This window comes from Polaribacter sp., from assembly GCF_965660385.1.
Lineage (GTDB): Bacteria > Bacteroidota > Bacteroidia > Flavobacteriales > Flavobacteriaceae > Polaribacter.
In genome coordinates this window covers 1-15,184 of sequence record NZ_CBFHZT010000059.1, presented here as the reverse complement: position 1 = coordinate 15,184, position 15,184 = coordinate 1, and the positions used below count along the sequence as shown (strand labels likewise).

General features: G+C 30.8%; 10 protein-coding genes and 2 pseudogenes. 8 read left to right on the top strand and 4 right to left on the bottom strand.

The window, feature by feature from the left end:
- The 4 genes and pseudogenes from ACTG3V_RS13490 to ACTG3V_RS13475 form a co-directional block, all read right to left on the bottom strand.
- Positions 1-365: pseudogene (locus ACTG3V_RS13490) on the bottom strand (hypothetical protein); the annotation flags it as partial.
- Between the two features lies 1 nt (position 366).
- Positions 367-1,671 carry a polysaccharide deacetylase family protein gene (locus tag ACTG3V_RS13485; RefSeq protein ID WP_439132694.1) on the bottom strand — a complete coding sequence of 435 codons (1,305 nt, stop codon included), beginning with the start codon at positions 1,669-1,671 and terminating at the stop codon, positions 367-369.
- Between the two features lie 61 nt (positions 1,672-1,732).
- Positions 1,733-2,419: a RadC family protein gene (gene radC / locus ACTG3V_RS13480; RefSeq protein WP_439132693.1), complete on the bottom strand. Its 687-nt coding sequence runs from the start codon at positions 2,417-2,419 to the stop codon at positions 1,733-1,735.
- Positions 2,420-2,456: 37 nt separating this feature from the next.
- Complete coding sequence (locus tag ACTG3V_RS13475) at positions 2,457-4,712, bottom strand: tetratricopeptide repeat protein (RefSeq protein WP_439132692.1); 2,256 nt, start codon at positions 4,710-4,712, stop codon at positions 2,457-2,459.
- Positions 4,713-4,898: 186 nt separating this feature from the next.
- On the opposite strand from ACTG3V_RS13475, the gene trkA reads away from it, so the two are divergent.
- The 8 genes and pseudogenes from trkA to ACTG3V_RS13435 all read left to right on the top strand — a co-directional run.
- Positions 4,899-6,245, top strand: coding sequence for a Trk system potassium transporter TrkA (gene trkA / locus ACTG3V_RS13470; protein WP_439132691.1), 1,347 nt, complete (start codon positions 4,899-4,901; stop codon positions 6,243-6,245).
- A gap of 1 nt (position 6,246) precedes the next feature.
- On the top strand, positions 6,247-7,746 hold the full coding sequence (locus tag ACTG3V_RS13465) for a TrkH family potassium uptake protein (RefSeq protein ID WP_439132690.1): 1,500 nt from the start codon (positions 6,247-6,249) through the stop codon (positions 7,744-7,746).
- A 172-nt stretch (positions 7,747-7,918) separates the two neighbouring features.
- The gene (locus ACTG3V_RS13460) at positions 7,919-10,801 is read left to right on the top strand and encodes a T9SS type A sorting domain-containing protein (RefSeq protein ID WP_439132689.1); all 2,883 of its coding nucleotides are present in this window, start codon (positions 7,919-7,921) and stop codon (positions 10,799-10,801) included.
- A 29-nt stretch (positions 10,802-10,830) separates the two neighbouring features.
- A complete protein-coding gene (locus ACTG3V_RS13455) occupies positions 10,831-11,004 on the top strand; it encodes a hypothetical protein (protein ID WP_439132688.1) in 174 nt (57 codons plus the stop codon).
- Between the two features lie 75 nt (positions 11,005-11,079).
- Positions 11,080-11,430 (top strand): annotated as a pseudogene (locus ACTG3V_RS13450) (potassium transporter TrkG); the annotation flags it as partial.
- A 177-nt stretch (positions 11,431-11,607) separates the two neighbouring features.
- Positions 11,608-12,177 (top strand): hypothetical protein, encoded by a 570-nt coding sequence (locus ACTG3V_RS13445; protein ID WP_439132687.1) that lies wholly within the window; start codon positions 11,608-11,610, stop codon positions 12,175-12,177.
- On the top strand, positions 12,155-13,090 hold the full coding sequence (locus ACTG3V_RS13440) for a Kiwa anti-phage protein KwaB-like domain-containing protein (protein ID WP_439132686.1): 936 nt from the start codon (positions 12,155-12,157) through the stop codon (positions 13,088-13,090). Before ACTG3V_RS13445 ends, ACTG3V_RS13440 begins: the two co-directional genes overlap by 23 nt.
- Positions 13,091-13,306: 216 nt before the next feature.
- A partial coding sequence (locus ACTG3V_RS13435; protein WP_439132685.1) for a DNA methyltransferase occupies positions 13,307-15,184 on the top strand: 1,878 nt, incomplete at its 3' end.

The window sequence follows — 15,184 nt, the reverse complement described above, 5'->3', positions numbered from 1 at the left end:
AGATAGTTTATTTTCTGATTTGAGTGTTGATAAATATTTTTTGCATTAAAATTCAAATCGATTTTAACAAAATATTTGGGGATACTGTTTATAAATTTATGTTCTGTAGCTAACGTAATCTCATCAACGGAAAACACCCCTAATTGCTGACAATAATAAGGTTGAATAATATACTTTATACCGTATTTTTTTTTCCATGGTAATGGCATTACAGCCTCATAATCATCCAAAACCAAAACATCCCAATGGTCTGCAACAATATCTAAATACCAAGAAAACGCATAAACTCTAGATTGTATTGAGTTTTCGATACAGGCATCATATTTATCAACATTAAGATTTTTTCTTTTAACGTATGTTATCATGTTAAGAAGTCGCTATTTTTAATGTGGATTCATACAACCGTTTCCAACCTCGCCAACGCAAATAATCGCCTAAAGTTTCATTATGAAAAAGGGTTATAAACGTTCCATTAACCGCTTTTACTTCGTTTTTTAAATCTCTTATTTTTCCTAAAGACTGTTTTGGGGTTAGTCCCATATACTCATTCAAAGTAGTATCCATTACTGCAAAAGGATATACTTTTAATGGAGTTTGAATTTCAAAATCTAAATCGTAAAAATAAAAAGGTGTACATGTACTGGCTCTAAAACCAATGTTACTAGCATAGCCCATAGAGTGGTCTTCTTGTATCTCTAAATCTATTAAATGTTGATAAGTATCTGGCAAACTAAAACGCAAATAATGCTGCCTAGAACTTTTTACTGGGGTATTTGTAATGCCTTCTAATCGTTCTTTTTCTTTCTTTAAAAGTGGTGCTTTTTGCATCGAAAAATAAGAAGGATGCAAACCAACAGCAGCATAATCTACCATTTCTTTAATGAGTAATTTGTATTGTCGCTTTGATGCAGATACATTGGTGTCAAACGTAGTATAATCACCTACTAAAAAGAAAAAAATTGTTTTTACGTTATAAGTATCTTTAAATTTTAATAAATCTTTAAAAGTATCAAAAGGGTCGTTCTTTATTTTAAATGTAACTGCAAAACGATTCCAAACATTAAAGATTTTAAAACGAACTACATCATTTAAAAAACCACCTACACTTCTTACCAAACTTTTGTGTTTGTATGCATAAGCATTATCAACATCAATAGTAGAAATATAACTATACTTGCGCGTTGAATAGTTGTAATCTGGAAATTTTTCTTTTAATATTTTTAAGAATTTATAGGCCCAAATATCTACTACTGGTTTTTCTAAAAATCTTTTTTTATAGGCTAAACTCTGAGCTGCTGTATAACGTCCATGAGAATCTTTTACATGAGGTAAATATTCTTCATATCGAGAAATTAAATAAAAACTGGCCGCAAAAATATCAAAAGGAATAGCAGACTTTTTATTGGTTGCAAAAAAACAAGGTACATCTTCCCAATTAGTTACGTTTATATCTAAATCATTTACGCCTTGCTCAAATAGCAAATCATTACTTTTTATAAAAAACTCAGTACCTAATGGGGTTTTGGTGTACGATAGTTTAGGCCCATTGTGTGCCACAAATTCTTCTACTTTGGTAGTAAAAGAAACCGGTATTAGTAAAGTTCTTGCTAAAATATGTTTAAAAATATAGCGAACTCTGGGTGTAATTTTATGGGTGTAAACTATGATCATAGTGTTATGGTTGCAAAGTAAAAAAATTTAAAAGTTTACCTACTATTGTAAATAATATAACTTAAAGTATACCTTCATCTGCAAAGCTAAAATACGCTTTTTGAGTAATTATTAAATGGTCTAACAATTTAATATCTAAAGTTACACCTGCTTGTTTTATTTTTTGGGTAATTTGTTTGTCTGCATTGCTGGGTTGTAATTTTCCTGAAGGATGATTATGACACACAATTAAACCTACACATGCCAACTCTAAAGCTCTTTTAAACAACAAACGGACATCTACAATTGTTGCTGTTAAACCACCTTTACTTGCTTGCATTTTTGCAAGTACTTTATTAGAATTATTTAAAAAAAGTACCCAAAACTCTTCGTGTTCTAAATCGCCAATCATAGGTTGCATTACATTAAAAACAGCTTTGCTCGATGTTATTATTGGTTTTTCTAATGCAACTTCTAACTGTCTTCTTTTTCCTAATTCTAAGGCAGTAATAATAGAAATGGCTTTTGCTTCTCCAATACCTTTAAATTCTATTAATTTTAATACCGATAACTTTGCCAATTCATTAATGTTACCATTTACAGATTGCAAAATTCTTTTGCTTAATGCTACTGCACTTTCAGTTCTATTGCCAGAACCAATCAAAATAGCAATTAATTCGGCATCAGACAAGGCTGTTTTTCCTTTCGCCAATAATTTTTCTCGAGGTCTATCATCTAGAGCCCATGATTTTATAGTCATTTTATCCATAGCAACAATTTGCATAAAAATACAAAAAACTATGAATTTACAGCTGATTTAAGAAACTTTGATATTGCTCGTTATTTGGGTATAAATCGATAAGCTTGTATACTATATTTTTCGCTTTTTCTTTTTGATTAGATTGTGAGTATACAAAAGCCAATGCGTATAACAAACTTTCATTTGTAGCTTCTTTTTTAAGGCCTAAAATTAAACTCTTTTCTGCCTTTTTTAAGTTTTGTTTTTTATGATATAATAACCCTAAATTATAATATACTCTTATATTTTCAGGCATCATTTTAATCGCTTTTTCAAGTTGTACAATCGCTTTGTCGTCCTTACCAAACTCTGCATACAACAAAGCTAAAGAATAATAAGCAGCTCCATATTCTGGCACTTGTTTTATGATTTCTTTATAGGTTTCTTCAGCTTTTTCATATTGTTTATTATTATAATACAAAGTTGCTAAATTTACTCTAATTTGATTGTTAAGAGGGTCAATAGCTAATGCACTTTCATAATTAAAAATAGCATTATTTAATTCGCCTTTTTTAATATAATAATCTCCCTTTTTTATTCTTGTACCCACAAAATCTAAGTTTGCATTTATCTGTGTCCAAAACTCTTTTTTTACTTTTTCATAAGATGCTCTGTAAGTACTTGGAATATCGCTTTCAGGAAAGGTACCTAAGCCAAAAAATGCTTTTATTCGTATACTTCTCTTGGAATCTTCTAACATTGGTAAAAAATAGTTGGCGTAATCTGCAGTGTTTACTAAACTTAACACATCAACACTTGCGCCTCTAACTAAAGGCGAATCGTCATCTAACATTTTAATGTATTCTTCTATAAAATTCTGAAGGTTGTAATTTGATAATACTTTGGTTGCAGAAGCTCTTATAATTTCTGGTTGATGTTTATCATTCATCAATGCAATTAAATTTAGATGTCCATTGGGTTCGTTTGCAATTCCTGATGCTAATTTATCAGAAAAATGAATCGAATCTACTTCACCAAAAAGTTTTTGAAAACTATCCCAAGCCCATTTATCATCTTTGTCTTTATGACAACCAGAACACGCATTCGGACTTCCATATTTTAAGCTCAAATCTGGTCTAGGCACTCTAAAGCTATGATCTCTTCTAAAATCATTTCCCATATAATATTTACCAGTCATGTGGCAATTGATACATTTTGATGATTCAGTATTTTGTGGGTGAAAATGATGTTTGGGCGTATCGTATTTTTCGGGTACATGACATTGTGCACAAAGTTTATTACCATCAAACTTTAATTTTAATGTATGTGGATTATGACAATTGGTACAAGTAACATCATTTTTATACATTTTACTTTGCAGAAAAGAACCATATACATACACTTCATCTAAAATTTGCCCATCTGCATGATACAAACGTTCTTCAATTAACTGCGGAAAATAATGATCTAATAAAGTGCCTTCGAAATTAAATGCTTCAGAAAACTGTTCTCTACGCATGTGACAACGTGCACATTGGTCTACCAACTCTTTAGGTGCTGTTGCAGAGGTCATTTGCATCTTACCATTGGCAACATATTTTTTACCTAATTTTTCAACTTCAGCAACATGTTCGTTACCTGGACCATGACACGCTTCGCAATTCACATTAATAATAGCATATTTGGTATTATAACTATGGTTACTTACTTCGTAGTTTTTACGAACATTGGTAGAGTGGCAATCTGCACACATATTATTCCAATTTAAACCTCCTCTAGACCAATGCAACCACTCTGAATGTACAACTTTAAAATCGGGATACAAATCAAACCATTTATTTTTCTCAGTATCCCAAGCTGTTCGTAAGCATTGATAATGCCCATCTGGAAATTGTACAATATATTGTTGCAAAGGCGTTACACCAAACGTATATACAATCTTATAATCATGATTTTTACCATCAGGCCCTTCTGTATTTACATAAAAGTCTTTGCCTTTTCTAAAAAAAGTAGAGGTTACTCCCTGACTTGTAAACTGCTGATTATTGAAATTTGCTAAAACAGATATTCTATCTGCTATTTGCATGGCTTTATCATGATGTGAACCTTGCCACGCTGTAAATTCTTGCTGATGACATTCTTTACATTTTTCATCACCTAAAAAATGACTATCGGGTATTACTTTTCCCGATAAAAACACGCTTTTTTTAGTATCAACTGCTTTATAATCTGCCTTCTTTTTACAAGAAAAAACAATGACAATCATAAAAAGTAGCATACTAATTGATGATTTATATTTTAAAAATGATGATTTAATTAACAAAACACTTCATTTTAAGATTAAAATCGTAAAAATAAATTTTATCATCAGTTAAAAAAAAGATATTTATCAGGTTTATTTACAATTTAAATCTGTGTTAACAATTCATTTGCTCCATGAAAAAAGTTATTTTTTTGCATTTCAAACAAAACTCTTTATATCTTTGTAGCTTATTTCTATATTTTTAATATGAAAATTATTATAGCTGGTGCAGGAGATGTTGGTTATCACCTGGCTAAGCTGCTTTCTTACGAGTCTCAAGATACTTACATCATCGATTTTGATGGTGATAAATTAGAGTATTTAAACAGTCATTTAGATGTTATTACCAAAAAAGGAGATGCTACATCTATCAAACTTTTAAAAGAGGTAGGTATAGACTCTGCAGACTTATTAATTGCTGTTACCGATAGTCAAAACACCAATTTTACCATTTCTGTAATTGGTAAATCTTTAGGTGCTAAAAAAACTATTGCTAGAATTGATAACCCTGAATTTTTAAATGATTGTGAAGTAGATTTTTCGAAGTTTGGTGTAGATTTTATGATTTCTCCACAAGAATTGGCAGCAAATGAAATAAAAATGCTCTTAAATCAATCTTCTTTTAATGATACTGTTGCGTTTGAAAGTGGGCTATTTAATGTAATGGGTACTACTTTATCTTACAAATCTCCTTTGGTAGATTTAACAGTAAAAGAAGCCAAGCAAAAATTTTCTAAGGTAGATTTTATTACCATTGCTATTAAAAGAGAAAATGTGGCTCAAACCATTATTCCAAGAGGGGACACAACATATCGTATTGACGATCAAGTTTATTTTTCTGTACCTAATTATAGCATGAAAGACTTGTACCCTATTATAGGTAAAAAGCAGTTTAACATTAAAAACGTTATGATTCTTGGAGGAAGTGGTATTGGTGAAAAAACAGCAAGAAATCTTTGTAAAGATAATTTTAAAGTAAAATTAATTGAGAAAAAAAGAGAGCATGCAGAAGTGCTTGCTGAAACCTTAGGAAATACTTTAGTAATTAATGGTGATGGGCGTGATTTAGAGTTGTTAGAGGAAGAAAATATTAGAGAAATGGATGCTTTTATTGCAGTTACTGGTAATTCTGAAACCAATATTATGTCTTGCTTGGTAGCCAAATCTAAAGGAGTAAAAAAAACAATTGCGTTAGTAGAAAATATGGATTATATCGATATTTCTCAAACCATTGGTATTCAATCGCTTATCAATAAAAAATTAATAGCAGCCAGTAATATATTTAAACACATTCGTAAAGGAGAAATTTTAGAACTAGCAAACTTGCATAATATTGATGCTGAAGTATTTGAGTTTGAAGTACAACCAAATGCCAAGGTTACAAAAGCACCTATTAGAGATTTACGTTTTCCTAGAGAAGCCATTTTTGGAGGTATCATTAGAAACGGAAAAGCTTTAATGGCCTATGGTAATATGCAAATAGAAAGTGGTGATAAGGTAATTGTGTTTAGTTTGCCAGAAGCCATTTCAACTGTGGAGCGTTTATTCGATTAAAATGGGATCTTTAAACTTAAAAATCATTTATCGCTTTTTAGGAATCACAGCAATTTTAAATGGTTGCTTTATGTTTATTGCGTTTCCTTTTAGTTTTTTTTCTGATGAACAAGAAGCTTGGGGAATTTTAAACGCTGGTGTTATTACCGTTTTTATTGGTTTTTTATTATACTTCTTTAATAAACCACAAAACACAAACATTCAAAAAAAAGAAGGATATTTAATTGTTACCTTAGGATGGTTAATCTTATCAATTACAGGCATGCTACCTTATTTATTGTCTGGTGCAATACCTGCTATTTCTGATGCTTTTTTTGAAACTATTTCTGGTTATTCTACAACTGGATCTTCAATTCTTCCAAATATTGAAGCCATGCCAAAAGGCATCCTTTTTTGGAGGTCTGCTACACATTGGATTGGTGGTATGGGTATTATTGTATTAACCATAGCTATTTTACCTTTATTAGGTATTGGAGGAATGCAATTATTTATGGCAGAAGCTCCAGGACCATCAGCAGATAAATTACATCCAAGAATAACAGACACTGCAAAACGATTGTATTTAATTTATGTTGTATTAACATTTGCTGAATTCTTTTTACTTAAAGTAGCTGGTATGACTTGGTTTGACGCTATAAACCACGCTATGGCTACAGTTAGTACTGGAGGCTTTTCTACAAAAAATGCAAGTGTAGCCTACTATAATAATTTACCTTTTGTGCAGTATATTATTACATTTTTTATGTTAGTGGCTGGTACTAACTTTGTACTAAATTATTTTGCCTTAAAAGGTAAAATTCAAAAAGTTTTTCAAAGTGAAGAATTTCGTTATTATTTGTTTGGTATTATAGGCATTACAAGCATTATTGTGCTACTGATTGTGTTTTTTCAAGACCCAGATTTACAAACCTCTATCAAACACCCAAAAGTTTATGGTGAATTAGAATATGCCATTAGGCATGCGTTATTTATGGTAACATCTGTAGTTACAACAACTGGTTTTGTGTCTGCAGATTTTACAATGTGGAGTTTCTTTGCAACTGGAATTTTCTTTGCGTTATTTTTTACTGGAGGTTCTGCAGGTTCTACTAGTGGTGGTGTTAAAGTAGTAAGACATATTATTATGTTAAAAAACAGTTTTTTAGAATTTAAAAAAGCCTTACATCCCAATGCAATTATCCCAGTGAGGTATGATGGAAAATCGGTTAACCAAACCATTGTCTTTAACATCTTATCTTTTTTCATCATTTACATGCTCATTTTTATAATGGCATCTGTAACATTAACCCTTTTTGGCTTAGATTTTTTATCAGCTTTAGGTGCTGCTGCTTCCTCTTTGGGTAATATTGGTCCAGCAATTGGTTCTGTAAGTCCTGTAGATAACTTTGCTCATTTATCTGATGCTGCCAAATGGTTTTGCTCTTTCTTAATGCTCATTGGTCGTTTAGAATTGTTTACAGTGTTAATTTTGTTTACTCCTTTCTTTTGGAGGAAGAATTAACGTAAACTTCATTTTTGGTATTGAATATATCATAAAATTAACAGCCTATTTTTTCGAAAAAAATAATTATATTATTTATATTTTATGATTACATTATATTACTGTTAAGGAAGGTTTTAAGGTTTTTTTTGATGATATTTTTTGTATTTTTAGCTAATAAAAAATAAAAATTATGAAACAAAAAAACATTTTAAAAATTGCTATTTTCTTTTTTCTAGCATTATCTTTTTCCTCAATTTCGGCTCAAATTTATGACGCTGATTTTTCTAATGATGGTGATGGTTTTGCAGATCACACCACATCATCTCCTCTAGCTGATGCTCCTGCCTCTGTAGGCCCTTTTGGAAGCGCTGGTAACCAATGGTCTTTATCATATACCTCAAAACCAAGTACAGATGGCTCAGCAAATTCTTTTAAAGTTGTTGATGGTGCTCTCGTTTCGGATGACTGGGGAGGGCAAGGAATATTTCAAAGTCAAAGTATAGATGTATCTTCGATTAATACCGTAGATATTTCTGCAATATCACAAAACTCTGGTGCTAATGACGATAACTTTACTTATTTTTATATATTAGACGGAGGTTCTAGAGTAGAAACCTCTATTGGAGTAACTAATAATGGAGATCCCGTAAACTACTCAATTAGTGGCCTAGATGTGACAGGGATAAACGAATTAGTAGTTGGATTTGAATTTGATGAAAATGGTGGTGGAGACGGATATACGACATCTTCATTTACAGTTACAGACGCTACAATTTCAGGGCCAACTGTTGGTTTTGATGCTGAAAGTAGCACAACACAAGAAGCCAACACACCTACTGCATTTAACATTCCACTTACTATGGTAAGTTATACTGCCCCAATTACTGTTACAGGTGTAATTAACGGTGGTTCAGCAGAAGTTTCTGACTACACATTTACAACAAACTCAGTGAGTTTTACTGCTAACGAAACAAAAAATCTTGTTCTTACAATTAATGATGATGCAGATTTTGATGATGAAACAATTATTATAGATATTAGTGTTACTTCAGGTACTGCAGATTTGGGTACAAGTACACATACAGTAACTATTACAGATGATGATACTCCTCCAGCACCATCTTTGATTATTTCAGAAATTGCAGATACAGCTGATGATGCTGATGGACGTTTTGTTGAAATTTACAATAATGGAGAGTCAACAATTGATTTCTCAATAACTCCAATATACATCTCTAGATTTACAAATGGTAACCCAGTTGCCACAAGCTCTAATGTAGAAGAATTAACAACAGGTACATTAGCTGCTGGTCACTATTTAGTAATAGCTGCTAGTGGAACAAATTTTACAACTTTGTATGGTTATAGCCCTAATGAAATTAACGGTGGATTCGCTGTAAATGGTGATGACCCTTTTGGAATGTATTCTGGAACATACCCAGATGGGACATTATTTGATGTATATGGTGAAATTGGTGTTGATGGTACAGGCCAAAGTTGGGAATATGAAGATAGTAGAGCTATTCGTAATAGTATATCGGATTCTCCATCAACTACATGGCAAGCTTCAAGCTGGACAATAAGTTCTACGAATGTTGCTGATGCAACACCTGGTGCTTCAGAAAACGAATTTAGGTATGATGGGGAATGGAAACCAAGAGATGTTTATACAAATGCTACTTCAAGCGATAATATTTTAGTTAGTGCTTCAGTTAGTATTACAAATAACTTAGAAGTTAATAATTTTGAAGTTACAAACTCTGCAGTGGTTACAATTAATTCTGGTACTGCTCTAAAAGTTAATGGTACTGCTTCAGGCAATGTAACCTATAATACTACCTTGGCAACAACTAATTGGTATTTAATGAGTTCTCCTACAAATGGAGTTATTTTTGATAGTAGTTTTGTAGAAGATAACAACATAGATGATACCTCTAGTACAAATGGTAATATTGGTATTGGTGAGTATAACCCTGCTGACAATGATTGGTCTTATTTACAATCTAGTGGAAGTATTTCGTCAACTTCAGGTAAAGGCTATTCAATTAAACAAGATGTTGCTGGTACAATTTCATTTACAGGGAGCATTAATACAGAAAATGTAACAGTTACTGGCTTAAATACTACTGGTTTTAATTTATTAGGGAATCCATATACAGCTTATAAAGCAACTCAAACATTTTTAGATGGCAATGAGCAACTTGACCAACAAGGAATTTGGGTTTGGAATCAAGCAAATGGCAATTACGAAGTAAAAGTAAAAGGCGAAAATTTCACTTTAGCACCAACTCAAGGCTTTTTCGTAAAAAGTAATGGAGCTAGTCAAGTTCAAATTTTTGAAAATAACCAATCACTTACTGGAAATGCATTTCAAAAAACAGCAATAAGTCAAGTAAAATTATTTATGAATGATGGTAAAAATCAGCGTTTTGCAAAACTATATTATAAAAATAATGCTACTATAGGCTACGATGTTGGCTGGGAAGGAGAAGTTTTTACGGGTATTCCTAATGCTTTAGAAGTGTTTACAACTATAGTAAATCGTAACGATGGTAAAAAATACCAGGTGCAATCTTTACCTGATTCAAAATATGATAATATGATCATACCTATTGGTGTTATTGCTGATGGAAATAAAAAATTAACATTTACATCAGAAACAGTAAATTTACCTGCTGGAATAAATGTTTATTTAGAAGATAGAGAAAAAAATACTTTTACAAGATTAGATGGAGTAAATGCTAATTATAAAGTAACTTTAACTGAAAGTTTAAACGGTACTGGACGCTTTTATTTACACACAAAATCAAGTAGTGTATTAAGTTCTCCTGAAGATTTATTAAAAAGTGTAAGTATTTATCAACCTAATCCTTCAACCTTAAGAATTGCAGGTTTAACACAAGGAGAAACAAGTTTAGAATTATTTAATATTTTAGGCAAGCAAGTTTTAAAAACTTCATTTGCAATAAATGGAGTTAAAGATGTATCTTTACCTAACTTAGCTTCTGGAATGTACATTGTAAAACTATCTACAGAAGCTGGTTCATTAAATAAAAAAATAACTTTAGAATAATTAATACGAGAATTTAAATAAAAATAAACATGAAACAAACTATAAAGAACCCTAAAGAAGAAATTACTCGTAAAGAAGCCATAAAAAAAATTGGTAATTACGGTAAATATGCAGCATTAACTGCACTAGGAACCTATATGATTTTAAATCCACAGAAAGCCCAAGCAGCTTCTGTACCTGCCAACCCAGGAACTGGATTTTAAAAGATTTAAAATTATTCTGCAAAACGCCTCAATTTTTTTGAGGCGTTTTACATTTAATATAGATTACTCTTAATCTTATGGAATATTAAAAAGGTATTGCATCCCAATGCAATTATCCGAATGAGGTATAATAGTAAATCGGTTAACCAAACCATTGTCTTTAACATCTTATCTTTTTTCATCATTTACATGCTCATTTTTATAATGGCATCTGTAACCTTAACCCTTTTTGGTTTAGATTTTTTATCGGCTTTAGGAGCAGCAGCCTCTTCTCTAGGTAATATTGGTCCAGCCATTGGCTCTGTTAGCCCTGTAGATAATTTCTCTCATTTAACCTTTGTTGCATCTTTTTTAATATTAATTGGTCGTTTAGAGCTCTTTACAGTGTTAATTTTGTTTACTCCTTTCTTTTGGAGGAAGAATTAAAATACAACAGTTTAAGTAGTATTTCCTTTTTATTTGTTATCTTTAGTTTATCTTTATTTTTTTTGAAAAATTATAATTAAAAAAATTGAGTATCTATGAAGTTTTTCTGATAAGGATGTTACTTGTCATGTAGATATTAGTTGTGCAACAGGCACAACATAGAAATTGCTAAAATTAATGAAACCTAAGATTTGGACATCTATACTGCTATTTATAAGTGCATACTCACCGCTCTTTTTAATTTTAGCTGTAAAAGATTTTGATTTTGATTGTACTTATAGACTCAAGCATCCTTTGGCTATTTATATAATGTTGGGATTTAGTTTATTAAGTATTTTCATACTTTTTGCAACTATAAAATTAATGCCAAGAGGTAATATGCCAGTTATGATTAAGACTGTTAGTAATCGCACTGTTGATTTAATAAATTATACAATACCATATATTCTATCCTTTTTGGGGTTTGATTTGTCGAAATGGGAAGATGTAATATCACTAGCAATTTTCTTAATTATAATGTTGGTATTGACAATAACAAGTCGTTCTTTATTTCTTAATCCAATTCTAGCATTTGCAGGTTATGGGCTATATGATATTGACTATGAATTTAATGGAAAAACAAAAGCTATAACAGTTTTAAGTAAATATGAATTAAAAACAGGACAAAAATTTTATATAAAAAGCCTTACTCGCTTTTTATATCTTGTAAAAGAAAAAGTAAAAAATGACGAATCAAGAAAAATTTAACGAACTAAAAGGCCTAGATTTAAGCGAATCTTTTGTTTCACTTGCAATTGTAAAAGAATATAAAAAAAAACGTGTTTCACATTATAATATTGAATATGTTGAAATCGAAGAAGAACTTACGGCAAGACTCCGAAATATACTTTTAAATCGTGTAGCAAAAGCTAGTAGTTTTGAAGAGTATTCTTTTGACTGTCCAGAGCCAGAAGAAGATTTGGTTAGAAGTATTCCTTACGAAAGTACTGACTTTTATAAAATAATGGAATCCATTGTTAACCTAAACCCCGAAGAAGACAAGATAAATTCTTTAGAAGATTTGATAAAAGCAAAATCATATATAATTTTATTGAGTAACATCAATGGTATTCAATTGGCTGGGTTTAAATCAATACCTGAAAACTGGAAACTCAAAAAATCTAAAGGGTTAATTCCATTATTATTTGACAATAATACATTTAAAAATTTGGAAACCGATAATGTATTTAGCATTTCAAGTACAGTTGATTTTCTATATTATAAAGAATTACTTTTTATATTGTCTAAAAGGGCATTTGAACAAGGGTTGAACTTTAGAGAAGGGATGATTGCTAAAGCAAATACACTTTATGAAGAAGCAGAAGATTTAAAGCTTTTTATAAACATCGATATTCTTAAAAATAGAGTTGGCAATAATCAGAGATATCTGAGAAAGTTAGCTACAATTAAAAATTTAGGCTATTATAAAGATCAAAATTATTTAACAAAATTTAAAATAGTTAATGATGCAAAAAACTGGGGGATTAATTTTGTTAATGGACAAATTGAAATAACTGATGAAACCCTTGATGACGTTTTGACTGTTTTACAAAATAAAAGACTTCATTCTGAATTATCAGAGGAAGATTTTGATGTAGAAAGTGTAAAGAAACTTAAATAAAAACATTTAACAAACAAAAAAAATATTTTTGACCTTAAATAAGTAAGCAAGCTAAGTGAGATTTTGCTTAACTCTTTTTTATCTAAGAAGTTAAACATGTAAAAAACCTTCAACAAAATAGCACAGCTGCAAAAGTCAAATAATATACATTCTTACAACAAAAATTTCAAATTTAAACTTATAAAGAAAGATTTTATAACAAAAGAATAAAAAAAAATGGCATTAAGTTGGAATGAAATTAAAGACAGAGCGTTAAAGTTCTCGAACGAATGGGCAGAAGAAACCAAAGAACGTGCTGAAAAAGATAGTTTTTGGAATGACTTTTTTAATGTTTTTGGAATATCAAGAAGACGTGTTGCAACATTTGAAGAACCTGTAAAAAAATTAAGTGGAAATCAAGGATTTATAGACCTTTTCTGGAAAGGTACTTTACTGGTTGAACACAAATCTAAAGGCAAAAATTTAGACAAAGCTTTTGAACAAGCTACCGACTATTTTCCTGGTCTTAAAGAACACGAACTACCAAAATACATTTTGGTTTCTGACTTTGATAAAATCAAATTGTTTGACCTCGACGAAAAAACAGAACACGAATTCCACGTTTCTGAATTGTATAAAAATGTAAAACTCTTTGGCTTCATTGCAGGCTATCAAAAAAGAACATTTAAAGAAGAAGACCCTGTAAATATAGAAGCTGCTGTATTAATGGGAAAATTGCATGACCAACTCGAAGCGTTTGGTTATGAAGGCCATCATTTAGAAGTGTATTTAGTTCGTTTACTTTTTATACTTTTTGCTGATGACACAAGCATTTTTGAAAAAGATACGTTCAAAGAGTTTTTAGACCAAAAAACTAATGAAGATGGTAGTGATTTAGGAGCATTAATGGCGCAGTTTTTTCAAGTACTAAATACACCAAAAGAAAAACGACTTAAAAACTTAGACGACCATTTAAACCAGTTTCCTTATGTAAATGGTAAATTATTCGAAGAGTTTTTACCAATAGCTTCTTTCAATGCTACAATGCGAAGCATTTTATTAGAAGCTGCTTGTTTAGATTGGGGTAAAATATCTCCCGCAATTTTTGGTTCGCTTTTTCAAAGCGTAATGAACCCAGAAGAACGAAGAAATTTAGGCGCACATTACACTTCCGAAAAAAACATTTTTAAACTGATTAAACCGCTGTTTCTTGACGAGTTGAAAGAAGAATTTGAAAAAGTAAAATCAAGTTCAAAAAAATTAAAACAATTTCATCATAAATTATCTACTTTAAAATTTCTTGATCCTGCTTGTGGTAGTGGTAATTTCTTAATTATTACCTACAGAGAATTAAGATTGTTAGAAATAGATATTTTACGAGAACTCTTTAAAAAAGGAGAACAAGTGTTAGACGTTTCTGCTATTCTTTGGTTAGATGTAGACCAATTCTATGGTATTGAATATGACGAATTTGCAAGTAAAATTGCAGAAGTAGCCATGTGGCTAATAGACCACCAAATGAATATGAGAGTATCAGAAGAATTTGGTCAATACTTTGCTCGCTTGCCCTTAAAAAAAGCTGCTAGAATTGTACACGGAAATTCATTACGCATTAAATGGGAAGATGTTATATCAAAAAATGAACTTTCTTACATTATTGGAAACCCGCCTTTTTATGGTAAATCCTTACAAACAAAGGAGCAAAAAGAGGACATGAAATTAGTCTTTAACAAGGTTAAAGGTGCAGGTGTATTAGATTATGTTGCTGCTTGGTATTATCGTGCTGCCAAATATATTGCAGATACTAAAATTAGAACAGGTTTTGTTTCTACAAATTCAATTACACAGGGAGAGCAAACTGGCATATTGTGGAACGAAATGCTCAATAACTATAAGATAAAAATTCATTTTGCACATACTACATTTAATTGGACCAATGAAGCTAAAGGTAAAGCAGCTGTGCATTGTGTAATTGTTGGCTTTGCAAATTTTGATATTAAAAATAAATCTCTTTTTATTTATGATGATATTAAAGCAGAACCTTACGAAAAGCAGGTTAAAAATATTAACCCGCATTTAGTTGAAGCAAATGATTTAGTAATTCTTAAACGAAGA

Bases quoted from the DNA above. Each gene is read 5' to 3' on its own strand.
- ACTG3V_RS13455 (WP_439132688.1), top strand. From the start codon at position 10,831: ATGAAACAAACTATAAAGAACCCTAAAGAAGAAATTACTCGTAAAGAA.
- ACTG3V_RS13465 (WP_439132690.1), top strand. From the start codon at position 6,247: ATGGGATCTTTAAACTTAAAAATCATTTATCGCTTTTTAGGAATCACA.
- ACTG3V_RS13445 (WP_439132687.1), top strand. From the start codon at position 11,608: ATGAAACCTAAGATTTGGACATCTATACTGCTATTTATAAGTGCATAC.
- trkA (WP_439132691.1), top strand. From the start codon at position 4,899: ATGAAAATTATTATAGCTGGTGCAGGAGATGTTGGTTATCACCTGGCT.
- ACTG3V_RS13440 (WP_439132686.1), top strand. From the start codon at position 12,155: ATGACGAATCAAGAAAAATTTAACGAACTAAAAGGCCTAGATTTAAGC.
- radC (WP_439132693.1), bottom strand. From the start codon at position 2,419: ATGGATAAAATGACTATAAAATCATGGGCTCTAGATGATAGACCTCGA.
- ACTG3V_RS13460 (WP_439132689.1), top strand. From the start codon at position 7,919: ATGAAACAAAAAAACATTTTAAAAATTGCTATTTTCTTTTTTCTAGCA.
- ACTG3V_RS13485 (WP_439132694.1), bottom strand. From the start codon at position 1,671: ATGATCATAGTTTACACCCATAAAATTACACCCAGAGTTCGCTATATT.